General features: G+C 50.3%; 25 protein-coding genes. 8 read left to right on the top strand and 17 right to left on the bottom strand.

Annotated features, from left to right (window positions below; genetic code table 11):
* Positions 1–263: 263 nt before the first annotated feature.
* A complete protein-coding gene (locus tag FJM65_RS14920; protein WP_140622356.1) occupies positions 264–887 on the bottom strand; it encodes a hypothetical protein in 624 nt (207 codons plus the stop codon).
* Between the two features lie 305 nt (positions 888–1,192).
* On the opposite strand from FJM65_RS14920, the gene FJM65_RS21320 reads away from it, so the two are divergent.
* Entirely contained in the window at positions 1,193–1,408 is a 216-nt protein-coding gene (locus FJM65_RS21320) for a hypothetical protein (protein ID WP_181163737.1), read from the top strand.
* Positions 1,409–1,542: 134 nt separating this feature from the next.
* On the opposite strand, the gene FJM65_RS14930 is transcribed toward FJM65_RS21320, so the two are convergent.
* The 11 genes from FJM65_RS14930 to FJM65_RS14980 form a co-directional block, all read right to left on the bottom strand.
* Positions 1,543–2,319, bottom strand: a complete 777-nt coding sequence (locus tag FJM65_RS14930) for a transporter family protein (protein ID WP_140622357.1) — start codon at positions 2,317–2,319, stop codon at positions 1,543–1,545.
* Between the two features lie 274 nt (positions 2,320–2,593).
* Positions 2,594–3,103 (bottom strand): SRPBCC family protein, encoded by a 510-nt coding sequence (locus FJM65_RS14935; RefSeq protein WP_140622358.1) that lies wholly within the window; start codon positions 3,101–3,103, stop codon positions 2,594–2,596.
* On the bottom strand, positions 3,100–3,420 hold the full coding sequence (locus FJM65_RS14940) for an ArsR/SmtB family transcription factor (RefSeq protein WP_140622359.1): 321 nt from the start codon (positions 3,418–3,420) through the stop codon (positions 3,100–3,102). The genes FJM65_RS14935 and FJM65_RS14940 overlap by 4 nt, the downstream gene beginning before the upstream one ends.
* A 475-nt stretch (positions 3,421–3,895) precedes the next feature.
* Positions 3,896–7,006 carry a PAS domain-containing sensor histidine kinase gene (locus FJM65_RS14945; protein WP_140622360.1) on the bottom strand — a complete coding sequence of 1,037 codons (3,111 nt, stop codon included), beginning with the start codon at positions 7,004–7,006 and terminating at the stop codon, positions 3,896–3,898.
* A gap of 652 nt (positions 7,007–7,658) precedes the next feature.
* On the bottom strand, positions 7,659–9,032 hold the full coding sequence (locus FJM65_RS14950; protein ID WP_140622361.1) for a hypothetical protein: 1,374 nt from the start codon (positions 9,030–9,032) through the stop codon (positions 7,659–7,661).
* Between the two features lie 132 nt (positions 9,033–9,164).
* Entirely contained in the window at positions 9,165–10,370 is a 1,206-nt protein-coding gene (locus FJM65_RS14955; RefSeq protein ID WP_140622362.1) for a helix-turn-helix domain-containing protein, read from the bottom strand.
* A gap of 333 nt (positions 10,371–10,703) precedes the next feature.
* Positions 10,704–11,309: a YceI family protein gene (locus FJM65_RS14960; RefSeq protein ID WP_140622363.1), complete on the bottom strand. Its 606-nt coding sequence runs from the start codon at positions 11,307–11,309 to the stop codon at positions 10,704–10,706.
* Positions 11,310–11,396: 87 nt separating this feature from the next.
* The gene (locus FJM65_RS14965) at positions 11,397–11,963 is read right to left on the bottom strand and encodes a DinB family protein (RefSeq protein ID WP_140622364.1); all 567 of its coding nucleotides are present in this window, start codon (positions 11,961–11,963) and stop codon (positions 11,397–11,399) included.
* A complete protein-coding gene (locus FJM65_RS14970) occupies positions 11,964–12,383 on the bottom strand; it encodes a DUF4345 domain-containing protein (RefSeq protein WP_140622365.1) in 420 nt (139 codons plus the stop codon).
* Between the two features lie 74 nt (positions 12,384–12,457).
* The gene (locus FJM65_RS14975) at positions 12,458–13,039 is read right to left on the bottom strand and encodes a Crp/Fnr family transcriptional regulator (RefSeq protein WP_140622366.1); all 582 of its coding nucleotides are present in this window, start codon (positions 13,037–13,039) and stop codon (positions 12,458–12,460) included.
* 476 nt (positions 13,040–13,515) lie between these two features.
* Entirely contained in the window at positions 13,516–14,130 is a 615-nt protein-coding gene (locus FJM65_RS14980; RefSeq protein ID WP_140622367.1) for a hypothetical protein, read from the bottom strand.
* Between the two features lie 403 nt (positions 14,131–14,533).
* Between FJM65_RS14980 and FJM65_RS14985 the strand changes: the two genes are divergently transcribed.
* Complete coding sequence (locus FJM65_RS14985) at positions 14,534–15,427, top strand: hypothetical protein (RefSeq protein WP_181163738.1); 894 nt, start codon at positions 14,534–14,536, stop codon at positions 15,425–15,427.
* Positions 15,428–15,592: 165 nt separating this feature from the next.
* Here FJM65_RS14985 and FJM65_RS14990 read toward each other — a convergent pair whose 3' ends face one another.
* Positions 15,593–15,775 (bottom strand): DUF1059 domain-containing protein, encoded by a 183-nt coding sequence (locus FJM65_RS14990; protein ID WP_140622369.1) that lies wholly within the window; start codon positions 15,773–15,775, stop codon positions 15,593–15,595.
* 442 nt (positions 15,776–16,217) lie between these two features.
* Here FJM65_RS14990 and FJM65_RS14995 point away from each other — a divergent pair, with 442 nt between their 5' ends.
* The 4 genes from FJM65_RS14995 (at position 16,218) to FJM65_RS15010 (ending at position 20,498) form a co-directional block, all read left to right on the top strand.
* Positions 16,218–17,426: a hypothetical protein gene (locus FJM65_RS14995; protein ID WP_140622370.1), complete on the top strand. Its 1,209-nt coding sequence runs from the start codon at positions 16,218–16,220 to the stop codon at positions 17,424–17,426.
* 473 nt (positions 17,427–17,899) lie between these two features.
* On the top strand, positions 17,900–18,379 hold the full coding sequence (locus tag FJM65_RS15000) for a hypothetical protein (RefSeq protein WP_140622371.1): 480 nt from the start codon (positions 17,900–17,902) through the stop codon (positions 18,377–18,379).
* Between the two features lie 142 nt (positions 18,380–18,521).
* On the top strand, positions 18,522–18,935 hold the full coding sequence (locus FJM65_RS15005; RefSeq protein WP_140622372.1) for a hypothetical protein: 414 nt from the start codon (positions 18,522–18,524) through the stop codon (positions 18,933–18,935).
* A gap of 495 nt (positions 18,936–19,430) precedes the next feature.
* A complete protein-coding gene (locus tag FJM65_RS15010; protein WP_140622373.1) occupies positions 19,431–20,498 on the top strand; it encodes a proline iminopeptidase-family hydrolase in 1,068 nt (355 codons plus the stop codon).
* 203 nt (positions 20,499–20,701) lie between these two features.
* On the opposite strand, the gene FJM65_RS15015 is transcribed toward FJM65_RS15010, so the two are convergent.
* Both FJM65_RS15015 and FJM65_RS15020 read right to left on the bottom strand, forming a co-directional pair.
* On the bottom strand, positions 20,702–21,265 hold the full coding sequence (locus FJM65_RS15015; protein ID WP_140622374.1) for a hypothetical protein: 564 nt from the start codon (positions 21,263–21,265) through the stop codon (positions 20,702–20,704).
* Positions 21,266–21,464: 199 nt separating this feature from the next.
* Positions 21,465–21,968 (bottom strand): hypothetical protein, encoded by a 504-nt coding sequence (locus FJM65_RS15020; RefSeq protein ID WP_140622375.1) that lies wholly within the window; start codon positions 21,966–21,968, stop codon positions 21,465–21,467.
* A 174-nt stretch (positions 21,969–22,142) separates the two neighbouring features.
* On the opposite strand from FJM65_RS15020, the gene FJM65_RS15025 reads away from it, so the two are divergent.
* Positions 22,143–22,928, top strand: coding sequence for a bestrophin-like domain (locus FJM65_RS15025; protein ID WP_239022973.1), 786 nt, complete (start codon positions 22,143–22,145; stop codon positions 22,926–22,928).
* 146 nt (positions 22,929–23,074) lie between these two features.
* Complete coding sequence (locus FJM65_RS15030) at positions 23,075–23,782, top strand: hypothetical protein (protein ID WP_181163739.1); 708 nt, start codon at positions 23,075–23,077, stop codon at positions 23,780–23,782.
* A gap of 74 nt (positions 23,783–23,856) precedes the next feature.
* Here the strand turns inward: FJM65_RS15030 and FJM65_RS15035 are convergent, their stop codons facing one another.
* Both FJM65_RS15035 and FJM65_RS15040 read right to left on the bottom strand, forming a co-directional pair.
* Positions 23,857–24,726: an aldo/keto reductase gene (locus FJM65_RS15035; protein WP_140622376.1), complete on the bottom strand. Its 870-nt coding sequence runs from the start codon at positions 24,724–24,726 to the stop codon at positions 23,857–23,859.
* 104 nt (positions 24,727–24,830) lie between these two features.
* Positions 24,831–25,316, bottom strand: a complete 486-nt coding sequence (locus FJM65_RS15040; protein WP_140622377.1) for a hypothetical protein — start codon at positions 25,314–25,316, stop codon at positions 24,831–24,833.
* Positions 25,317–25,327 lie beyond the last annotated feature (11 nt).

The following is a 25,327-nucleotide window of genomic DNA, read 5'->3' on the forward strand; positions in this document are numbered from 1 at the left end:
GTAAATACAAGAAAAAGGAGAGGCCTGCCAAAAATTAGAAATGTCTAACTTCTGGCAGGCCTCTAACTGTAGCGTATCTATAGAACCACTACAAATTACAGGTTATAGATCAACACCTCGTGCTTTTCTATTTCGTTTTGCTATCCCCGCTGGCGCGAGCTCACAGCTTGCGCCTTTTCTTTTCCACTCAGCTATACCTGCAGCACGAGTAGTAGTAAGAGCTATAAGTTTGAAGGTAATATGGCTCCTTACTTATTCGATTTTTATTCAATATTCCAATAGTTTGAAGCGTCACCTTCAAAAGCAGTCTCAAATTCTTCTTGTTCCCAATCTTCCTTATACCTACTTGTGTTACCTGGTATTAGGTGATCATTAAAGTAGTAAAATATGCTACTCCAATAACGCTTAACAAAATCACTCATATAAGATTCTGGAGCTAAGTTCAAGAAATCTTTAATGTGAAGAGGGCGGTGTAGTTTTACATCCTCAAAAGTATAGTTGTTCGTTACAAAAAAATGGCGACTATAATGATAGTCTTGTTTATAAACGACCTCGTCAAATTCTTCATAGTATTTGACTTTATAATCGCCAATGAATTTAACAGTTGTTCCTCTCCAATATTGTAGTGGAAGCAAATACTCAATCCTAAAATCTTTCAAAAAGAAAACAAGTGCATATAGCTCTTTTAAATCATATTCTCGATCAAGATAATTTATATCTACACATAACATTATTGGCCGCTTAGGGTTCTCCACTACTACATTGTCAGGAATTAAATAAGGGACATTCAAACTTTCTAATTGGCTCTTCAATCTCGTGAATGTTGAAATATTTGGGTTTACCACTAAATTATTATCCTTGATAAAACTCAAAACTTTGCTTTCCATCTGAATTATATTTTTCATCTAATATACTTCAATTACATTCAATACCAACCTTTCCAAGCTGGACTGTGCGAACTCTCAACTATACCTTCCCCCGCTGGCGCGAACTTGTAGCTCGTGCCTTTTCTTTTCCACGTAGATACCTTCAGCACAAGTAACAGTACGAGCTACAAGCTCGCACTAGCGCAATACTACTAAAACCCGAAAGCTATTCTTATAAGTATGAGCCTCGCATGAGCCGGAAGTATAAATTTCATAACCAGGAAGGGCTATACTTTGTCAGCTTTGCGGTGGTGTAATGGATAGACGTGTTCACGCGCGAGGAGTACTTTGCCATCCTTACCGACAGCCTAGACTACTGCATCATGACCAGCCATGTGCACCTCATCTACAAAGCCAACAACACTAGCATACTGCTGAAGGAGCTGAAAACCTATACTTCCAAACAACAAACATCCTCCTACCCACTTCAAAGGGGCAGTTTCATTCTAAAAACAGACTCCATAATTACTGTTATTCTGTAAAGAATCTTGGTGGAAAGTGTGTTATATCTTCAAAGGGAGAGTTTTGAATAGTCTATTATCGGTCTGTTGACATGTCTCTGTCGCGTTTTTAGCGGGGTAGCTACCCGGCACAGCGTGGGCTTGCGGGCTTTGTGCTAGTGCCTGCCGGCTGTAAACTCGAACAACAGCTTTACGGATCCGCCCCAGTCGTTGTGGCGCAGGCTGCGGCGTGCACCGGCTACAAGCTCCCAGTTGCTGTTACCGTTCAGCACGAAGCCCGGCGCCAGATACCATTCTGCTTCCTTGTCCTGGTAGGTGCCGTTCAGCTCCAGCAGCGGGTGCCAGTGCCCCGAACCGTATACGGCAGCAGCGTTGTAGAACCACTCATATTCCTGCTGCTCTATTTCGGTACCGCCATTCAGGTGCAGTTGTGCCTTGCTGCCCAGCTGCCGGGCATAGATCAGCATCGGAGAAAAGGAGGTATTCACGCCGTCCACTTCCTCCCCTGCCAGCGCAGGTTTTTTAACCGGAATTTCTACGCTCATGGCAAAGCTGGCCGCCTGCCTTGCCGTGTTAAACACGCTGAACATGGTGCCAAGCTCCAGGTCATTGATGTTGTAGCTCTTTTGCACCGGGCGGTGCTGGTAATGATGCCCGTATTCAGCCGATACCTGCCACCAGTCCATTATGCCGTACTCTACCTCAAAGCTGAGGTTATTGCCAATGTACTCGCTGTTGTAGTCATGGTAATAGTTCAGGGTAGACTGTATTTCATGCTGGTCCTGCAGGTATACCGGCTCCGCAAACGGAAACTCCTGGATGGGTTGGGCAAATGTTTCTTTTTCTTTCTCCTGCTCCTGCGCAAAGGCAGGGAAGCAGGCGGATGCGCAAGTAAGCAGGCAAAGTAGCAGGATTTTATAGTTTAGTTTCATGGTATAGAAGTATGCGCTTCTATAGTACAAGAGCTGAAAAGAAAATGTTGTCCACTGGCTACCGCTGATTCCCCGCTGGTGTGGGCCTGCAGTACGTGCCTTTTCTGTTCTGGCAGCTATACTTCTGCACGATGAGTAACAGTACGAGCTGCAAGCTCGCATTAGCAGAAGATGAATGAGTGATATAAACTATAAAACGGGGCTATCAGGTTATGCACCAGCCCCGCTTTTATTTATGCTATTCAATATGATCTCTTTCTGCAGCTTACAGCCCTTACACCTCCTGTTTCTGAGAAGCCAGTAGTTGATCGAGGTTTTCCATAGCCATGGTCAGGCCTTCTTTAAAGCCCATCTGGATGGTGGTTTCGAGTTGTGCCAGGTCATCAAATGTGATCAGGTTCTCTACTAAAGTAACCTCCTTTTTAGGTGTAAAGCTTACCTCCCACTTCGACTGCGGCATTTCTGTATTTACCACTCCTTCCGCGTCTGCAAAGCCATCAAGAGCGGTAAAGCTTTTTTTAGGGTCAATGGTCTTGTAAGTAGCCAATGCCCAATGCTCTTCACCTTCGGGGCCAACCATAGCGTAGTGCCAGTAGCCGCCTTCTCTGAAATCCATCGTTTTGGTGCGGGCTTTCCAGGGTTTGGGCGCCCACCATTGGTCCAGGATCTCACTTTTGGTGTACGCATCCCACACAAGCGGGAGCTCTGCTGCAAACTCTCTTTTAACTTTGATCGTTTTGTTTTCCTTGTTCACGGAGAACTCGAATTCCAGGTCCTTTTTCATGGCTTATTTTGATTTATGTTAGAAAATATAGTGTCGAGTTGGTTAAAACGGTCTTCCCAGATCTTCCTGAACTGTTCCAGCCATTTGTCAATTTCTTTCATCTTAGTAACCTCCAGCTGATAGTAAATTTCCCGCCCCTGCTGTTCCTGTTTTACAAGCTGGCATTCTACAAGTATCTGCAAGTGCTTTGAAACCGCCTGTCTGCTAGTGTCAAAATGGTCGGCTATGGCATTCGGCGTCATTGCCTGCAAGGCAATTAAACCAATAATGGCCCTTCTGGTAGGGTCTGCTATCGCCTGGAAAACGTCTCTTCTCATACCTCAATTAAAATACGCAACCGTTTGTTTGCTAATATACGCGCAACTAATCGGTTGCGTATAATATTTTTAAAGTTTTTTTTTATAACGTGCTGAAAATTAAGCCCCTGGTGCGATCTTATCCTACCACGATCGATTGAATAATGCGTATAGATCAGTTTCACAATTTGCAACAGCTTAAAACCCACCTCTATAGCGCTACGATCGCTAGCTCAAAACGCACGTTCTGGCTAGTCCAGAGGAAGGGAATCTGGCTGTAGATTGGTAAAAGGTACTGCGCACGAGCTAACTGATAGTGGTATAATTTATATCTTTCCTTTGGCACGCAGCTATTCCTTAAAAAGTATGGGACAAGATAAGGCTGCAAGCTCGCGCCAGCATTAGGCAAACAGTAAGTAAATAAAATAGGATGTGCTACTTCTGTCCGTTTACTTAAACAGCCCTCTTTTGAGCTACTACTGGAATTCTTGCCAACCTATACCGGCAGGTAAACCCGGAAGGTAGTGCCCACGTTTGCCTTGCTCTCCACCTCTATCTTTCCGTCTGCGTTCTCCACTACTTTTTTCACCATATAAAGCCCGATGCCGGTGCCTTCCACATGGCTATGGAAGCGCTTAAACAAAGTAAAAAGACCTTTTCTCTGCGCTGGGGTCATTCCGAGCCCGTTATCGGCGAAGGTCAGCACCTGGTACTGGTCAGAGAGGTGACAACTGATTTGCACATGCGGGGTTCGGTGTGGGGAGCGGTACTTGATGGCGTTGGAGAGCAGGTTGTAGACCACGCTCCGCAGGTTCTTGCCAGAGAAGCGGATAGCCACATCCGGCGCCACGTTCACCTCCAGCTTAGCCTTAGTCGAGCTTATCAAAGGAGCCATGTCCAGGGACACCTCTTCAATCACCTCCCGTACATTCACCAGCTCGGCGTTGAACTCATAGGCCTGCTGCAGCTTAGCCACCTCCGTCAGGCTGTCAATGGTTTTCTTGAAGCGCTCCACGGAACCCTTCATCATTTTCAGTATCTCCTCGTTATCACTTTTCTCATCACCTGTGGAAGTTTGCTCATCAGACAAGAGCGATAGCAGGCCCTCTATGTTGATGATAGGCGCTTTGAGGTCGTGGGAAGCAGTATAGATGAAATTATCCAGGTCATTGTTGATACTGACCAGGTGCCTGTTTTTTATTTCCAATGCCTCCTGGTGCTCCTTGCGTTCGTGCACGTCAGTGGCTGTTCCGAACCATCTGGTTATTTTACCCTCGCAGTCGCGCTGGGGAAGTGCGCGGCTCAGGTGCCAGCGGTGGCTACCGTCCTGCATCCGCAGCCTGTGCTCTATTTCGTAGGTCATGCCTGTTCGCACGGCATTGTCCCAGGCTCCTTTGGTAGTCTGCTCGTCCTCTTCCAGAAGCATGCTCTCCCAATGCCAGTTACCGTCCGGTAATTTTACGGCTCCTGAAAACTCAGATACCCGTTCGTTGTAGTAGGTTACTTTTCCGTCGGGGTTGGCCATCCACACGATCTGCGGCATAGCGTCGGCCAGGTTCTGCAGGTCGCGGGCACTCTGCTCGATCTTTTTTCGGGCCTGTACCTGCTCTGTTACATCATGGGCTACGTGTATCACGCCGGTCACTTCTCCCTCTTCAAGGAGTGGAGTGTACGACAGGTTTAAATAATGCGGGGTTACCTCGTCGTTTTTCAGCAAATGCACCAGCTGTTCATTTGCCGTAATGGTCTTTCCTGTTCCCAGCACCTCTCCCACGATGTCCAGCACGGCCTGATTCTCTACCTCCGGCAGCGCCTCCACCAGTTTCTTACCGATCACTTCGTCAGCCGACGCTCTGCCCATGATCTGCAGCATATGGGCGTTCACGTTCTCAATTACCATCTCGTTGCCCCGTGTAAAGGCAATAGCTACCGGTGCCTGTTTGATCATGTTCCGGAATCGGGCTTCGCTCTCCTCCAGTCGTTTTTGGGCCAGCACCTCTTCGGTCACATCGATGGCGGTATGGTAGATGCCGTACACCTCTCCCTCTTTATCGAAGAGCGGCTTATAGGTATAGTTGAAAAAAGCGGATACCAGGCGACCATCTACCTCCAGCTCTGCTTTCTCTTTTACGCCAGTATAGGTCTGGCCACTAACATACACATTCTCCAAAAGAGCCGGGAACGGCTGATCCTCCAGCTCCGGCAAGGCGTTGCGGAAGGTTTTTCCGACTACCGTGTTGTCTTTTCCCCAGTAGCCCAGCATGATGTCGTTGGCATACTGTATGGTCAGGTCTTTACCCAGGTACAGGGCAGTGGCAACCGGGGCTTCCTCGATCAGGGTGCGATAACGCCGCTCACTTTCAGCCGCCTTCTCGCGGGCCAGGTTTAGCTCCGTCACATCCGCCCCGGTATTGATGACACCGTATACCTCTCCGGCTGTATTAAACAGGGGTGTAAAGCTCAAATCAAAGAAAAACGTCCGCAACTCTCCGCCGACTACCAGGTCCAGTTCATGATTTTTGGCATGAAACGGTATGCCCGTTGTATAAACTTCTTCCAGCTGCTCAAACACATGCTGGTTCTCCAACTCAGGCAACACGTCTTTGTAAAGCTTGCCTACAATGTCGTTGCCTTTGCCCAGGCCATCTTTGAGTGCCTGGTTGGCAAACTGTATGCGCATCTCGCGGCCCACGTAAACGCCTATGGGGTGGTGGGAGCTTTCGATAAAAGAACGTAGCTGCAGCTCGCTTTCTTCGACCTTCTGGCGGGCCAGCACCTGCTCTGTAACGTCATGCGCCACGCAAAATACCCCGGCAGCTACTGTGTCGCCGGGGTTTGCATAGTAGAGCTGGTAGACAAAATTGTAGTAGCAAAGTTCTTCTTTCCCGTCTTTTATCAGTTTTGCGGGATACTCCTTACCGTAATACGGCTGTCCTGTTGTACGTACCTGGTCCAGTAGTTCAGGAAATCCCGCTTTTGCGATTTCCGGAATGGATGCCACTAAAGGCTTGCCGATCATGTCGGAGGCTCTGCCTAGTAGCCTCAGCATTTCATCATTGGCGAACTCGACTATATTTTCAGGCCCGGTGACAATGTAAACGGCCACAGGCGCCTGCAAAAACAGGCTGTATTTCTTTTCAAGCTCCCGCATGGCGATCGCTTTCTTCTCGGCCAGCACTTGTGCTGTAATATCAACTGGCGTGTGCAGGATGTAGAGCAGGTTGCCTGCCGCATCTACTATCGGCTTGTTGGTTGCTTTCCAATACCGCTCTTCCATAACGCCAGCTTCGCTCTCCACATCGTACCGCATGGTCAGTATCTGGTCGGGCACTTTTTCCTGCATCACCCGCAAGAGAGAGGCCCGTAATTTGGAAAGATTGGTTGCATTGGCAGCTTCAGGGTTCTCGGGATAAACCTCAAACACATTTTTTCCCACCACCTCGTGGCGCTGGTGCCCTGTTATGTGCAACTGCTCGTCGCTTGCGGCCAGTATGGTAAAATGGGGTCCGTTGGGTTGCAGCAACAAGAAATTGCCTGATAAGGAGTTAAAAACTATCTGAAAGTCCGGAGCCGGAATATCTCTACCGACAGAATTAGCTTGATGCATGCTGTAACTGATGAGTAATGTTGTAAGTTACACATTTATGCAGCAAGATTAATTCCGCTCCTATAGAATTCCTGATTCCCCCCGCGGGCATTAGCGTCATTACTTATCTACAAACAACCTGCTCACAACCCGGAAGCTGCTGTTAGAAGTATATTTGTTCATGAGCAGGAAGTATAAATTAAATAACTAGGATGGCCTATTCTTGGTGAGTATGGCAGTGGTGAAGGGTTACAAGTATTCACGCGGGAAGAGAAACTGCCCTGCTACCCGACAGCCTGGACTATTGCCGCCCAAAATAAAACCATGTAGAGTTGTGCCTGGTGCTGCCGTTTTTACCACAGACACTCGCGGGTCGTGGAGACGCCGCGAGGTCTTTTGAGCCACAGCTATTGGTAAAGCACCTGTGGGCCGCCTTTGTGTCGGAGCCGGAGCACCGGAAGTGTAGCAGCGGTGCAGACTTTAGCGCCGGCGCAGGAATGTGTCGCCGGTTCTGCCTTTACGCAGCAACACGCATCAAAACCATACTTCGGCTTTGGTGCGTGTTGCTGCGAATGCTCCTGGCCCATGCTTTTAAGTTATTGCTTTTGGCATTGTTCTGTATGCTGGGTGATAAGGAGCAGCTATACTTAGCCACGAACAAAACTTTGGGGCTTTACTGCAATACGTTAAAGTTGATCCCTGCCCGCAGGCTCAGGTTGTCTTTTAGATAAGGACTACCCAGTTGCCAGCCCTCTGTTTTCCCGGCTACTGTTACAAAAGTAGCCAAATGGCTACCCAGGCTATACTTCATGCTGAGCTCGGCAGCCCCGCCGAGCTTGCTGCTTTCATCGTAAAAGCTTTGCTGCGCCGGCTGCTTCCAGCCGTGCAGTGCTACGCTGGTATGCCAGCGCCCCTGCGTGCCGAGTGGAAGATCCGCCAGGCCCAGGTTCAGGCCTGGGTACGTGTGCTCACGGTTTCGGTAGGTGTGCAGACCCAGCAGCAAGTTGTATTGTTTATACTTTGCAGGCAGTTGCAGGGCCACATCGCTACCGAAATGCGTGGGCACATACTGGCCGAAGAAGTTAAAGGAAAGATCGGGGCTGATGCGGATGCGGTTTACAAAAAAGATAGCCGGGTTGGCAAAATTGATCAGCGAGAGCCGTTTCTGTTTCTGCAGGAAATCCTGTGCCTCCTCCGATAAATCGCTATAGCCTACCCTGCGGTTAACGCCCTCCCCTCCCGGAAACAGGTCGCGGCTGGTATACGGCTGGTCAGAGTTGAACATATCGTAAGCCCAGGCAGTAAGGTCAGAGCCGGCATAGTCGCGCTTGCGTGGGTCAGCATGCTCATGCTGCGGCGCGTCCCGTTTTACATCGTCGCTGGCCGGGCTGGTAGAGAACTTCAGGTAATCCCAGGTATAGTAGGCATTGTAAAGGTATAGCGCGTTTTTATAGTAGCTGCGCTGATGGTAAAAATCGCTGATAACGTTGGTCTGGGTGCTCAGGTTCTCCGACTGCACCCCGGCCACATACGAGTAGAGCAGCCCGTTCAGGTTGTTTGCCTTCAGGTTTGCAAGTGCTGCGTCCGTAACGCCATACACGGTGCCGTCCCAGCGGTTGGGCAGCCAGTTACCGTTTTTAGACGAAACGCCGTTCACGCCCAGCACTGCCCGGTGGTACTCCTCATGCGCCCACACGCCCAGCGGTATGGGTAGTTCGCTGCCATACTTTACAAAGCCCAGGCTGAGCAGGTACTTCACCGAGTTGTTGAGGAAAGCGCGGCCCTTTGTGCTGCCGGCATGGTCCACTTTTACCAGTTTGTCGCCAAGGCTATGGATACCCCAGAAGCCGAGGTCGTACAGGTTGTTGCTGAGCTCGGTGCTCTGCAGCATGGACGGGTAGCGCTGGGGCAGGTCGGTTTGCTGCGGAAGGTCCAGCAGGGATAGTGACAGGCGCAGCTTATAGGTAGCGGTGGTGTCCTGTGCCTGCAGGCTTCCGGTGGATAACAGCAGGCATAGCAATAGCATGAGGCAAGAAACTTTTCTCATAGTAATAGCTTGTAAAATGGAAGTACGATAATCTAACATGACGCAAAAGAATGCATCTGCAGGCCAGAAAGCGTCTTATCCGCTAAGTCTGGACAGGTAGTTTGAGAAAAAAATGCTTGCAGGCAGAAGAATTCAGGCAGGATGTGCCGCGGAGGCTTTCTCTTGTGCCGCGTAAGCGGTCGGGGTCATGGCGGTAAGCTTTTTGAAGACAGCGTTGAAGGTAGCTTTTGAATTGAAACCGGCTTCCATGGCAATGGCTAACGTGGTGTAGTGGCTGAAATCCGGGTGCACCAGGAGGCGTTTGGCTTCATTTACCCGGTACTCGTTCACAAACTCAAAAAAGTTTTTCCCCAGCCGCTCGTTTATTACCCGCGACAGATGGTGCTTGGCCATACCCATCGCCTCTGCCAGCTCCTGTATCGTCAGGTCGCTGTTCCGGTAAGGCTTCTGTTCCTGCATGTATTCCAGCAGTTGCAGCAGGTAGGCATCCACAGCCGCTTCGCTAAGGCCGGAGCGTTCATACTTTGCCGAAACCGCTACTGGTGGTGCCGTATCTTCTGTTGCTTCAGGTTCCGGTACCACGGCAGTGCGGGGAACAGCGGTCAGGGCCAGGGATCTCTGGAAGATGGCAGGCTGCGACAGGGCTTTGTACCCGATCCAGTAAATACAGATGATCACGCCAAGGTAATGATAATGGTAAAACCCGGTCAGGAAAGGCAGGTCCCATTTACGGGCGTAGAAGATCGTGACGCCAAAAAGGATAGTGAAAAAGACCAGCCGGATAAACTGCTTTAGCCAGCGCAACCGCACCTTCCTAATCTCGGAGAAGTTATGCAGTATGCGCTGCTCGTGCCTGCGGATCAGCAGGAGCGCCGCCAGGCCGTAGCTCAGGTGCAACAGGTTCAGGAGCTGGTTCAGCATGCCAAAATCATCCTCCGAGGCTTTCTCAAAGTCATCGAGGTAAGCCATTTTTGCTTCTGCCGACTGCAGGTAATAAGGCAGCAGGTAGAGGAAAATGAGAAAGAACGGCGTGAAGTGCAGCCATTCATACCTTCTCCAGGCAGGGTTCTCGCTCGTCAGTTTTTTGGTGAACAGAAACAACAGGGGGCCGAAAAGGGAAGGCAACAGCCACCCCACCTTGCTCAGGTGCGGAAAAGCCATGAAAAATTCGCGCGTGTCGAACCCTGCCAGTACCGACTGGAAAGAAACCAGCAGGATGAGCATGCTCAGCAGCCTGTTTGCCAGCACATTCTTCTTGCGCGTAAAAAGTATGGCCGACAGTAAAAGGCCCTGCACAGCTCCCGCTACCAATATTACCTGTAAAGCGAACAAAGACATAACCGAATAAAATAGCAATGTACAACTTTTGCCACACAATATCTTAATTATTAACCAGATACCCGCTGAACCTGTGGATGTGAGGCCAGCACAACAGGAGCGACAGAATTCCTGTTGTGTTGCAGTACGAGCTACAGGTTTACCCTATTACAGCATTTGCACCGGTAGTATAGCAGCCTGCTTTATGCTTGATTTCTTTTCTGCAGTCATACTTTCAGCACGCGTAGCAGTACGAGGCGCAAGCCTACACCAACAACCTGCCTTAAAGTATGATGGGGGTGCCTGTAGCAGGCACCCCCATCATACTTTTTACGTTGCCCCAGGCAAGCACATTTACTTCTCGTTTGCCGTCAGGTCGAATTGTATGTCCACCTCCGGCAGGATGTAGTGATCGCCCAACGCAGGATCGGCTGCATAGGTCATGCCCCATTTGGTTCTGTCCAGTTTAAAGCTTGCCTCCAGCTCCAGTTTGCCGCCCTGCAGGTTAATTTTGGCCGGGAACGAGACCGGGTGCGTCTGCCCAATCATGCTAAAGTCGCCGGTGACGGTGTAGTTGGCCCCCTCCGGGGCGCTGGCAAGCGGCTGCACCTTCGTGATCTTAAAGGAGGCATTAGGGTATAGCGCCAGGTTAAAGAAGTCGGGGCTCTTGAGGTGATCGAGCAACACGGGCTTCACCTCGTCAGGCAGGTCGAAGTTCTCGATGGTCGCAATCGGAATGGTGAAGGTGCCGGCAGTTACCTTTCCATCCACTACCTGGATATCCTGGCTTTGCACCTGAAAGGAGCCGTCGTGATACAAAACCGGGCTGTAGCCTGTCCATTTCACAACAGAGCTGCTCTCCTCCAGGGCAAAAGTGCTTTTGCTAACCTCTTCGTCTTCGCAGCTGGAAAAGCAAAAGGCACTAAAAACAACACAAGCAGCTAACATTACTTTTTTCATAGTTTTATTTTGTTTGATTTTTAAAATGGTTTGGATTTCATATTTGAAGAAGCCTGAGCAATGGCCTTCTGCGGCCGCTGACAGCTGTTACACTTGTGTTGGTGCCTGAAGATTTCTCCTGGCCTGTAGCAGGTGCCTTTGGTTGTGAGCTATCAGAAACTGCAGCACATCGCCCAGCTTCAGGTGCAGCCAGCTTAAAACAGAGGTCGGTATCCGGATGCGGTTTAAGCTGATGTGCCGGCAGCTCCTCAGGCACAGAAGAAGCTCCTCCTGCTGCCTGATAAACTCCTGAACCACAGCATAAGCGTCCAGGTCTGCAGGCGGCAGGTGCGCGGCGATGGCTTTATACTTTCTGTTACCTGTAGCAGGGTCCATCATGCGGATGAAGAACCGCCCAAGCCAGCTGCTCCTGCACCTTGACTCCACCGGCTTTCCCTTCTGCCGCCCGATCCCGGCCTTTATGCGGGGCAGGTAATAGTCGCCATAGCTGTTGAGGTGCGCCAGGCACGCGGCTATACTCCACCCTCCGTTGGCGGCAGGTTTTAAAAGCTCATCTTCCGGCAGGTTCTGGAATATGCTTACCGTTTCCTGCAGGTGCTGCTCCACCATGTCTTCCAGGCGCCGCAGCAGCTGCTCCTTGCTTACAGCCTTCATCTACCTTGCTTTTTTGGAGGGTATGGCTTTTCTGTTGGCCAGCGCCAGGGCCAGGGCAAGTATAAAAAACACCGACTCTGTCAGTAGCCATTGATTTCCGAAGTCGCCCAGGGGCCCTTCCGAGAAAATGGTGATGGTGCGCGACAAGGCATAAAAGCCCCAGAGCAGGCACAAAAGCAGCAAGCCGCTTTGGGTGTCGCGCAGCATCAGGTAAAGCAGGCTCAAAACAAGCGTCATCCCTACCCCACCATACACCCCGCGTATCGAGCTAAGGGCATCGGTATTGTTCAGCTGCACATTCACCAGATCCATCACAGACTGCGGGTTGGCAAAAGCCATCACACTGACAGATAGAAGGCTGAGCGCCGAGAGAAGTATATAGCCTTTGGAGGCCAGGGTCATGGTTCTTTGCGTCTTCATAACATACCTTGTTTAAGTTTCTGTTACAAAGATGGCGTGCCCCGGAAAGACTATTCTTGGTAAATACCAAGATTTCAGATGCGTACTTTATTGAGGAGCTTGCTGAAGTTAGTGGGGTCGATGCCCAGGTAATTGGCCAGGTACTTATGCGGCACCAGCTGCAGAATGTGGGGGCTGCGCTGCAGTAGTTTCCGGAACCGCTCCTCCGAAGTATAACACTGCAGCTCCACCAGGCGCTCCAGCAAACCGGACAGGCTGTGCGACAGACCTTCCCTTATCATGGATTCGATAGCCGGCCGGGTCTGCATGAGCCGTTGCAGCTCCGGGAAAGGCGCTCTCAGAAAAACGGACGGGGTTAAGGTTTCATAGAAGTAACGGGAGGGCTGCTGCAGCATAAAGGAATCAAGCACGCCGCCAAAAGACGGGGAATAAGTGAACACAAGCGTCGCTTCCCGGTCCTGGTCATCAAAATAATACACCCGCTGCACCCCATCCGCTACAAAGTACAGGTAATGCTCCACCTCGCCGGCCAGGGTAAGGGGCTCTTTTCTTTTGGCGGCATGGCGGGCCCAGACCCCAGCGAAAGCCTGCCAGTCTTCTTCAGACAAGGGACGGATGCCCGTTACCAGTTGCTTTAGCTTCTGAAGTTCTTCCATGGTACCTGCGGGTGTTGCTGTTGCAATTTAACGCGACCTGGGTAATTTGTGAAGTATAAATTCACGATACATCCATAGTTATACTTCCTTCTATCGTTTTGCAGTGGCGATCACAACTCCTCAGAGCGTCGGACTCTCGCTCTCGCCGGATCTTTCTTTCCCCTTAGGCATGCAGCCGGATTTGTGCTTCTAAAGGGATAGTATAAAGTATAGTTGTCACGATGCTGCACAATGGATATATCTGAAAGAAGCAGAAAGTGTTTCAGCAAGCAGCTTTAGGAACCGCAGGCTATTATGGATGACTACAGTAGTTGAGGAGAGTGGAAGGTCGGCACCTTTTCAGGTAGCGGTTTAAAGTTCTTCCGCAGGCAGGAGATACCTATGATTAGCGTCATCAACATACGAGGTATATAAACAAACATCCACCAGCTTAAAGGTGTTAAACTGGTGGATGTTTGTTTATACTGCAGCTAAGCCTACTTGATGTTATAAGTCGTTAATGGCATTTTACCGAGCGGACCGGCATCGGTCAGGATAAGACCTACTCCTTTGGCCCAAAAGTAATCAGTCGGTAAGTCGAGCTCAACTTCTTCACCCATGAAGATATAAGTAGAGTTCATCTGCACATGGATCACGTCTTGGTAGGTTTTACCCTCCACAGTCTTTGAAAGACCTTTTGCAATAATGGTAAAGGTCATTTTTGTTTCGATGCCATTGATGGTATTCGTTTGATACCAGGGTTTGCCTTCCGGGGTCTCCACCTTTAGAAAGTCGATCGCAATGTTGCCCATTGTCGGGTGCATTCCAACGGCTGTGTATACGTCCTTCTCTTTCAGAAAGTATGACTTCCAGGTCTCGCTGTCTTGCTTCGTCTCAAACTCGGAAAACGTCTTTCCTTCAATCTCTTTGGTATTGCCGGTGGCGGTGATGGTATAAGGCTTATCTCCCCCGTAAGTCCAGGTAGAGCCTTTCGAGTATGGCTGGTAGTCGAGCTCAGCAGTAGTAGGGGAAGGATCTTCTTCCTTATCACCGCAGGAAACCAGAATGCCCAGTAATAGACACCAGATAATCGCAAATCTAAGTTTGTTCATAGGTATATAGTTATGTTTAAATAAAACTACAAAAATAATTTTATTTGCAAGTAATTTTCTCACCTACCCTCCGCTGCCGTGAGTAGGTCGCCCGCGGGTTTTCTATTCTAATTATCTATAAATCCTGCATGAGCTACCATCCCGCACTAGCTGGAGTGTTAAAGAGCCTATAACTACCTGGTAGCTGATAGGATAAAGCCTCTTCTTTACCTTCAACTACAAGAGCTAAAACCAGAATTCACGAATATCTTATATAGGATATTGTTTAAACAGCGGTTATAGCCAAGTATAAGGCCGGATTGCCTTAGTAAAGAAAGAAGAAAACCGCCAAAGGCTGCCGTATAAGTACAGGCTAGTCATAAAACTTGTATTAATCAATCTTAATTTTATTCTTTTCCAATCCATGAAAGCACCAAACAAAGCATATTTGCGCGAAATTAGAAGAGAGTTCGGCTACATACCTACCTGGGAGCCAACCAAGAAGATCGTATTGGGTACGGTGGGTGTGTTCAAGAAGAACGTGTTCACGAAACTACACGAGCTGAAGGAGCTGGGTATAAACTTCGAGATAGAGACAGACCACGCCCCCGGCAACCTGGAGTATACTTCGCCAAACGGTTTCTCCATCACAACCAAAGCGGCTGGCGCACCACGCATCCCCGGCAGCAGCATCCCTGACGACAAGGCGGGCGTAATATTCGATTTCCACCGGGAAAACACGATCATCTTTAAGGTAAACGACGCCAACACGCCTGTTATAAAAAATTTAGACCATATCCAGCACGAGGTTATCCGCCTGTACAAAGAGGGCCGCTGGAACAGAGAGTGGGTGTTGGTGACCGAGGCTGTTTATGCTAACCGCTGCACCCTGCTTATTTCAACGCACCGCAACGCCAAGGCCGAGCTGATTGCCAACAACGAGTTTAACGTGGGAGACATAGACCTGACCAGCGAGGTTTTCCAGAACAACCAGCATGCCTTCCGGGGCCTGGCTGTGAACCTGGTGGCACAGCAGAATATTTCGCCGCTCTTTAAGCTGGTGCAGCTGAAGAGCAGCAAGCGCATTGCGCCGGTGCTACGCTCTATGGATGTGGAGCCGATGGACCTGGTAACGCCTGCCACCTCCGACCAGTTTAACCTGTACCTGGGCGAGGTAACGTTCGAGGAAATTGTGAAGCAGGAAGAGGAGTTGCTGGCGCCACAGGACGTGCTGCAGCGTGCCATGCAGATTGACCCGCGCCGCGAAACGCAGCTCAGCAGCAGAACGGAAGGACAGCTGCAGTATAACATGCACTAATACCGCATCCGAGGCAAGATTCCAGTTTAAGGAAAAGCCCCCGCCGCACTTTTGCGGCGGGGGCTTTTCTTTTTGCAAAAAGCTTGAGTTGGGTAACGAGCGGGCATAAGTATAACAGCGCCTGAGCCTGAGGCAAGGGTGCTGTTATACTTATGCTGGGGTGAGCTATTGGGCTACGCCATCATCCTTTATCTTGGTCCTGATCTGCTCGGTCATTTCAGGCGTAACATCCACCCCATGTACAGCCTTGGCGTGTTTCCCTGCCTGCTCCAATACTTCCTGCTCGGTGTTGGCCCGTACTTCGGCATTGCAATTAAAACCTACGTCACTACATTTTAATGTTTTCATGTTTATGGAGTTTAGGTAAAACGATAGTCCGAAAATGGTATGGGCAGGTTCATCATCACCAATGTCCCTGGTTTATGTATACCTTGTGACAACCAAGTAGTTACACTTTTAAAATATTTTATACGCTTATTCCGATGCCGCTGACGCACTTGCTGCTAATGTCTCCTTTTTCAGGACATAGCACCACCAGCCCAATCGCTATACTTGTTAAACTATACTTTAGGCGGGGAGGGTACTTCAGGCTGCTACCAGAAAGATTAAAGCTTGGTGTATAATTACCTCTAAAGTAGCATGAAGAAGCATAGGCCAGATGAACTTCAGTTTGTTAACACATGAAAATCATATACTTGTTTGTTATAACTAATATATCTTTATATTTTAAAGCACCTATATTTTTACACTTATGCATAAAAACCTAACGTTATGCCTCTTAGCTATAGCTATGAGCACCTTAAACAGCTGTGATACAGACAAAGACTCTCTACCATCACCAAAGCCTCAACCAGTAATAGTCTCTGACATAGATTTTCGGTATGACGTTTCACCTAAAGAAGTACAAGAGTATGAATTTATCTTATCTCAGAAGGATGGTAAAGTATTACTCGACACGATACTCACCTCTCAGGCAGATCACTCACTTCGAGTAGAATCCACCGATACTTTGTTTGATGTCACCACCGTTATTTTTAACCCGAATAGCGACAACTATTATATTAAAACATATAGGCAGATAAATCCAGATGACTGGTATTTACGTGAACTTTCATCGTCCAAAAAGTGGGGAGAGTCAGAAAGGTCCACTGTCGTTTATAATAATCTTCCGTCCTACGACCGAGAGCTTCTATTCATGACCCTGGAGCCCGGGTTCTGGCTAAGTGAATTTGTTGGTAATACACTATCAGTTGAATTTGACAGACTATTACCCGTAGATACGGCCTATCTTCTGTTGCCCTCTCTTGGAAAGTACCTGTTCACTAACTTAAATTCAAAACACACAAATATAGACTTTTCAGCAGCCGCTAACACCGTTAAGCGCAAGTTTAACAAACCTGCGGGCATTTCTAAATTTAAACCGTATTTGAAAGGCTTTCTTAAAGCAGGCAATTACGATAAAGAATTGTGGCTTTATATGCCGCTCAGCTATCCGAGTGAGGACTACGACCTGCAGTTCCCGCCAACAGGTATAGAGGAATTTGAACTTACGATGGGATATTTGGCTGCCGACAAAAGTAGTCACAATTACTATTATCGAGGGCCAAGTATTCCTACTGATATTGAGCTGCTACCCAAGGCAGATTTTACAGTTACAAAAGAAGGTGATGATGGTTTTACAATCACCTTCGAAGAAGAAAAGCCAACATTTTACAGAGCGTACGGGAATTTTACGCTTGACGGCACCACTTCGAGGTGGAGTATTTACTCCCCGGTTACACAAACAAATTTAGCTCCTCAAGCCTTTTTAACAAGCTTAAAAAGTAAAATGATGGAAGGTAAAGCCTTATCAGAAGTCACAGTTTCCTTTGTCAGCTCTTATAAGTTTGAAGGCTATACATATCAGACATACCATGATTATTTGGCTAATCCTGCTGAACTCGCAAAAAGGCAGATGAAACAATCCAGAGTAGTATCAAAGTCAGTGGAAGATCTATAAGTCGTATTGTAGCCGCCTTAAAGGCGGCTACAATACGACTTGGAGTGAGATGAAGGCCAGCGCTCTTTTTCCCGGCAGTTATAAAAAACATACAGTAGCATAACTTGCACTCGCCATTGTTCTTCGCGGGCTCCACCACAGGACGCTTCACCTGGAAAGTATAAATGCTCAGTTGCCATCATTCCGGCTCCCCCAGCCAATCGCTACCGCCTATCTACGCCTGTGCTCGCAATGGGCTATAAAAGAGACCTACCTATCCCTGAATGTTTCAACCAAAGTATACCTGGCAGGCGATGTTTTTTGTACGATGAGCCACAGCCACTTCCATACTTTTTGCACTAAACTATTTTCGTTTGGTTAAACCCTGCCGCCAGATGCACGTACTATGGGGGCAGAAACTGTTCAAAACATAGTAAATTCCCTATCGACACACTTCTCCTCTATTTTACTTATTTCACCCAAATTGTATTTTTATGAAAAAGCTGTTATTTATACCGCTGTGTTTTTCCCTGTTCTTTACTTCCTGCAACAACGACGACGATGAGACGGTTATCCCGGTAGTTTCGGAAATTGACGCAGACATGCGCGGCGACTGGACGAATACCTCCATCGAAAGAGTATACTACTCAGACACTGATACCGTGATGTATGCCGATACGGTAGAGCGCAACGCTAATTTTTACTTCGACGGGCAAAAGATGACTGTTACCCTGCCCGGCAGCTCGGACAAAGACGTGTGGAACTATAGCTTCCCGGACGGAAACGACTCTACATACATCCAACTGCAGCAGGGCTCCGTTACCAATGATTACAAAGTGACTACCATGTCGGACTCTGTGATGGTGTGGGTTGACGAATTGCCTTGGGAGGGTTACCCGGCAGAAGCGCCTGACGCGGAGAAGACAACCTCTAAAGTAGGCGTTTATACCTGGACATTTGTTCGCAAGAAATAATACGGGTATTTACCTAAGCAATATAATGGCACGGGCTTAACAGTCCGTGCTTTTTGTTTAATAGGCTCCCATAGCCAGGGGCATTTGTATCCTGCCGCACAAAGCTCCCGTTGTAGTTACAACACCACACACCTAACAAGCTATGAAACAACTTAATAGTATACTTGCCATTGGCATTCTGGCCTGCTCGCTGCTGCTTGGCGGCTGCCAGCGCAATGCTACCTCCTCCACCAACACCGACACCGAAAGCGCCGCCTATAAGAGCCTGGCGCCACAGCGCGTAGACATCCGGGGCTCCGTTGTAAGCAGGCACTACAACCAGGGGCAGGTGATGCTGGAGGTAGAGGCTTTCGGCAGCTCCCCCGATTCCCGCTACGACAGGGCCTATGTACTTGTGCTGCCTACCGCCCAACTCACGGGCACCGATGGGCGCAGCATCAGCCTGAACGAATTGCAGATGGGCCAGCAGGTGGCCATTCTGCTGCGCGGCGGCGGCCGCGGGAACTTTGTAGGAATTGGGGTGGCCCGCAAGCTTTGGGTAGAAGAACGGTATTAGAACCGCTGCCTTACACCATTCGCCCGGGCTGCTTTTATACTTCAAAAACGGGTAAAGTATGCTTTGTGTGTTATCATACCAGGATCGATTGAATAATGCGTATGGATCAGTTTCACAGTTTGCCAACAGCCTAAAACCCACCCCTAGAGCGCTACGCGCGCTAGCTCAAAACGCACGTTTTGGCTAGTCCACAGGAGGGGAATCTGGCTGTAGATTTGTAAAAGGTACTGCGCACGAACTAACTGATAGTGGTATCATGCGCTGGTTACGCTAACAGGTGCGGCCATACTTCCTGCGGCAGGTTACTTATCTTCAAGCTCATATTTCTTCCACCCCTCATACTTTGCTCCTATAGCTTTATAAAATTGATTTCCTGTACGGATTCGCTTCTTTCTGTCCGATGCCCAAAGCATTTAACCTTCCAAGGCACTGCTGAAATTTTGCTCCATTTTCTTAACTTCACCTCCATCTCATCTTAAACAAAACAACCTGTGCATGAAAAACTTTAAGCTTTTGTGCCTGATTGGGCTGCTTCTGCTCGCTCAGGCCTGCTCCTCCCCTTCCGGGCAAACCGCCTCCACTGAAAACCCCGCACCCGACCAAAGCAGTTTCCTGGACTACTCCGGCCTGGAGTCTGAGTTAAGCGGCGGCGCCCGCATGATCCGGATCAGTACGCCTAAAGGCGAGTTTGACGTATGGACGAAGCGCGTGGGCAACAACCCCACCATGAAGGTACTGCTGCTGCACGGCGGCCCCGGCGGCACGCATGAGGCGTTTGAGTGCTTTGATAGTTACCTGCCCAAGGCTGGCATCGAGTATTATTACTACGACCAACTGGGCTCCCACTACAGCGACCAACCAAACGACACCAGCCTCTGGAACATTCCACGCTTTGTGGAGGAGGTGGAGCAAGTGCGCAAGGCCCTGAAGCTGGACAAGAGCAATTTTTACCTGCTGGGCCACTCGTGGGGCGGCATTCTGGCCACCGAGTATGCCCTGAAGTACCAGGACAACCTGAAAGGCCTGATCATCTCGAACATGGTGTCGAGCATACCGAGCTATAACAAGTATGCCGATGAGGTGCTGGGGCCGCAAATGCCAGCCGAGGTGCTGACAGAGATCAAGGCGATCGAGGTTAAGAATGACTTTACGAACCCGCGCTACATGGAGCTGCTGATGCCGCACTTTTATACCAAGCACGCGCTCCGCATGCCGCTGGAGCAGTGGCCGGAACCGGTGATGCGTATGTTCAACCACATGAACCAAACGGTATACGTGCAGATGCAGGGGCCCAGCGAGTTTGGCATACGGGGCAACGCGTCGCTGCTGCACTGGGACCGGTCCAAAGACCTGCCGCAGATAAACGTGCCTACTTTAACCATCGGCGGCGAGCATGATACCATGGACCCTAAGCACATGGAGTGGATGGCCAGCCAGTTTCCGCATGGCCGCTACCTCTACTGCCCCAACGGCAGCCACATGTCCTTCTACGACGACCAGAAAACATACTTTGCCGGCCTCGTGGATTTTATAAAAGACGTTGACCGTGGCGAAGAAATGTAATCGGAAAGGCGGCCGATCCGCAAACTAAAAACCGCAAAAAACTAGTTTAGCAGCACAGCACAGCGCTGCAGGTTGACCTGCAGTTCGGCCAGTAAAACCAGGGTTTATCAACCTAACTCCTGACCTCACTGGTCACCCTATAACAGGAAGAGCCGCTGAAATCAGCGGCTCTTCCTGTTGTGGTTTATCAAAAGCTGGGACGCTTAATAGTCATTGGCCCAGCGGCCTAGGCCACGGCGGTCTTCGTCGCGGCTGTACCAGTTTCTTTCCAGCGACCTATCCTCTCTGTGGCTGTGGCGCGCGGTTCTGTCGTAATCGCCGGAGCCGAAATGGAAGTCGCGGTCTGTGCGGTTTTCGTAGTTGCTGCGGCCATACATGCGGTCGCGGTCATAAGAGCCGTAGGGCTGCCCAAAGCTGCTGCGCTCTCGGTTTCTGTCGCGGTCGTTGCGGTACATATCCTCGTTGCTGTAGCGCCCGCTGTAGTCGCGGTTACGGTTCCAGTCATTCTCATCGTTATACCTGCTGCCGGTGCTGTAGCTTCTTCCGCTTCGGTTCATGCCATAGTCGCTCTCTTGCCCGCCCTCGTGGTAAGAGCGCCTGGGGTGATAGTCGCCGTGGCCCCTTTCGTGCTGGTAGTGCTGCTCAAAATCGTCTGTCAGGTTGCGGGCGTGGTGGTAATGCGTGTCGTCGTTGCGATAACCTTCATAACGGTCATAGTCTAAGCCATACGCGTTGCGGTCATAGCGATCTCTTTCTCGTCTGTCCATAGTTCTTAATTTTGGTTTAGTGCGAAAAACATTTTTGTATATAAACGACATCACAGCCTTACGGTTTTATTCAGGGAGGCAGGAGAAGGTGAGGCAGCGGGGAAATAACGATAGCCAGCTTTAAAAACGCTTTAGGCAAACGGTTTCCAAAGTATAAAACAGCCACCTGCTTATCTTGCACCTCCGTTTTATACTTTTCCTATTCCTGTGGTTCTGTGTCGCGCACGCGGCCGGCCAGTATTTTGAACAGGATGTAGAGCACGGCAAAGACAGCCATGGCGATGAGGGCCCAGCGCTTTTTGCGGTTCATCTCGCGCCAGTAGTCGCGGTCTGCCTCGGCCTGCTGCAGGCGCTCCCGAATGGCCTGGTTCGCCAGCTGCTCGGTTTTCAGCTCCCGCGTCAGCGAGTCCACCTGCACGGTGTCGGGTAAGTAAACGATCCGGTTCAGGACGGTTTGGGCTTGCGAAGCTGCCGCAACAGCAGGAGGAAGTACCCAGCTCCGCACCGTTAGTGGGTCGGGCACAAGTTTGCCGGCAAGGGCAGGCCCGGAGCTGTACACAGCCGGTGGATAGAACCGAATGGCGGGGTAGCCCGTGGCGGCTTTTACCTGAGCAGGCACGGGAGGGTTGGCGCCGTTCTGCTCTTCGGCCCCGCGTTGTGTGGCACAGCTGCAAAGCAGCATCAACAGGAATATCCGTCTCATTGGCAAAGGGTATAGGTTTGGGCGCACGCTTAGCTTGTACGGCTAATTCGCCAGAACTGCTGCCTGCACGCCATAAAGCTTGTGCCCGCCCCACAAGGCAGCTTTCGCTGCGTATAAAGCATGGGTAGAGCCAATCGGTTTGTGGCGCAGCACGTATAGCCTTGCTTAGTACTCATGGACCTCTCCAAAAAAATCATGTATAACCTGAACAGCATTCTGATCGTGGCTCTTCTGTTCGTGCTGATCCTGCTGGCCAACGAAGGCGGCTACTGGCTCGGGCACTACTTCCAGACCAGGACCGACGAGGATGTGAAGAACCACACCAACACCATTCAGGCCGGTACATTGGGCCTGCTGGCACTTATACTTGGCTTTACCTTTAACATGGCCCTGCAGCGCTACAACTCACGCAGCGAGGCCGTGATTGACGAGGCCAACGCCATCGGCACGGCGCTCCTGCGCACCCAGCTGTTGCCGCAGCCCTACGACAGCCTGACGCATGCGCAGCTGCAAAAGTATATTACCTTGCGCCTGGCAGTCAGCAACACCGGCACCGCCTCCGTAGACGAGCTGCAGCGCCTGAACCAGGAAACCCGCAAGCTGCAGAATGAGATCTGGATTAGCGCCGTAAAAGCCGCCCGCCTTGACCCCAGGCCCGTTACCACCGGCTACTTCATCAGCTCGCTCAACGGCATGATCGATACCTACGGCTTGCGCAATGCGGCCCTGCAAATGCACGTGCCTGAGATCATCCTGTACCTGCTTTTTATCGTGTTTGCCATGTCCGGGGCACTGATGGGCTACGCCAGCGGCCTGGGCCGCAAAAGAACGACCCTTCCCACCATGACGATGTCTTTCCTGATCTGCCTGGTGGTGTTCATCATCATCGACCTGGACCGGCCCAAGCGGGGCATCATTAAAGTGAAACAGGAAAGCATGCAGCAGCTGCAGCAGGAGTAACATACTTGCTTATGCTTAAAAGTATACATTTAAGGGCTAAATAGCCAGTCCCTTTTACTTGCCACGCGGCAGCTGCCCGAGTTTTGATCTTCAGGCATATTTCAGAACTTTACGCATACAAGCACCACACCCCTACCCTGTACCGCATGAACCGCTTCTTTACGCCAGAACAGACTGCTGCTTTGCTGCAAACCCTCGAGCAAGCACACGTGCCCACCGCTTACGACCATGCCAAACACCGGCTGGCCCTGCTGGATGATAACGGAGAGGAGCTGGCGTTCCTACGGTTGCCCATTACCCAACAGTATGGTAACGGGCTTGCGGAAACAAAAAAGACGAACTACGTTATCCTCCTGATACAGGCGGGCAACTGCGCCATGGGCTATTTTGAGAATGGCGTGAACCTCGACCACAAAGTATACCGCTCTTACATGGTGCGCAAAAAGCAGGGCAAGAGCCAAATAAAGTACCTTAAGACAAAAGGGAAATCGAGGGCGGGCTCCAGGGTGCGCTTAGGCGAAACGGCGGAGTTTTTTGAGAACATCAACGGCCGGCTGCAGGATTACTTTGAGGAGCATGAAATTGACCGCATTGCCATCAGCTGCTCCAAAACGCTGCTGCCATACTTGTACAGCTCTAAAGTGCCCACCCCTTTCCAGAAGCAGGACCCGCGCCTGCTCAAAATCCCGAAGCACATCCACACACCCATTTACGAGGTGCTGCTGGACGCCAACCGGTATTTGCAGCGGGGCGAGTTGGTATTTGAAGAAGCACAGCTAAGTATGGTGGAGCGGCTTATTGAAAGTGCCCGGCTAGGGCCAGCCGATGCCGAAGAGGAGGAAGAAAATGAGTGAGGAGCCTAACGGTTTATACTTCCCGCCACGCTCCCCAACATGATTTATACTTGTATTAACTTAACCTGAGTTGCTTACTCTTCTTTCCGCAGCTTTTCCAGTTCCCGCATGTCCTCATCCGTCAAATTGATAGAGGCAGCTTTAACGTTTTCTTCCAGGTGCTTTACCTTAGAGGTACCCGGAATAAGCAGGATATTTGGGGATTTGTGCAGCAGCCAGCTGAGCGCCACCTGGTAGGGCGTCGCCTCATGCTTTTGCGCCACGCGGCTCAGCGGCTCCAGCTCCCCGATGTTGCCGGCGTTGATGGGGTTCCAGGGGATAAAAGCCATGTCCTGCGCTTCGCAATAAGCCAGCTCATCCTCCCACTTCCGGAAGTCCACGCTATACTTGTTCTGCACCGACACCACCTTTACATACTCCTGCGCCTTCTTTATCTGGTCCACATCCACCTCCGACAGGCCAATGTGCTTCACAAGCCCCTCTTCCTGTACCTGCTGCAGAAACTCCAGCGTTTTCTCATACGGCACCTCCGGGTCTACCCGGTGCAGCTGGTAAAGGTCTATCCTATCGAGCTTTAGCCGCTGCAGGCTGCCTTCCAACGCCTTGCGCAGGTGGTTGGGGTGCGCGTTAATGGGCCATACATTAGGGCCGGTTCTTGTTAAGCCGCCCTTGGTAGCGATCACCAGGTTTTTAGGGTACGGGTACAGCGCCTCGGCAATCAGTTCTTCGGAAACGTTGGGGCCGTAGCTATCGGCTGTATCAATAAAGTTGATGCCCAGTTCCACCACGCGCTTCAGCACGCGCAGCGCCTCGTCTTTGTCTTTGGGTGGCCCCCAGATGCCTTCGCCGGTAATGCGCATGGCCCCGAAGCCCATTCTTTTCACTTCCAGGTCGTTGCCAATCTTAAAGGTTTTCGGATTGGATACAGTTGTGTTATCTGCCATAGTTAATTTTCTTCCAGTAAGTTTATACTTTGATCACGCAGCATAAAGCCTGCGCTAAGAAAAAGGCCATGGCCCTTTTTGTAGTGACCATGGCCTGTTAAAGATCAGTCGGCTTTGCGGCGCAACAGCAAGACAGCGGCGGTGGTAACGGCCGCCATCACAGCCATTTTTTCCAACAGCCCTTTGCGGTTATACTTCCACTCGGCCTTCATGCCTTTTTCGGCAAAAATATTAGGCACATGCCCTTGCTTCAGGTCATCGATGATGCCTTCCACCTCATCTACCCTATCTGCCAGTATGAGCGGCAGCCAGTGCGCAAACCTGCCCTCGCCATACTTAAAGGCCAGCCGCCGCAGCTGTCCGCTCAGGCCCTTTGGCGGCATAGATGTGCCGAATACAGCCGTTACGTTTGGTCGTTCTATGGAGTGCAGCACCTCCATGTCGATGGGCTGCTGTGGCGGGCGCTCCCAGTTATACCCCTCGTGGGTTTCGTTTGAGCGCTTGCGCATGGGGTAAGTCGGGTCGTTTTTTGGGTCCGCGTCTATGCCCCAGCCGTTAATGGTGTTGTAGTCTATTCGTTTGTTTTCCATGATTCTTGCTT

It is taken from the genome of Pontibacter mangrovi (assembly GCF_006385705.1).
Taxonomy (GTDB): domain Bacteria; phylum Bacteroidota; class Bacteroidia; order Cytophagales; family Hymenobacteraceae; genus Pontibacter; species Pontibacter mangrovi.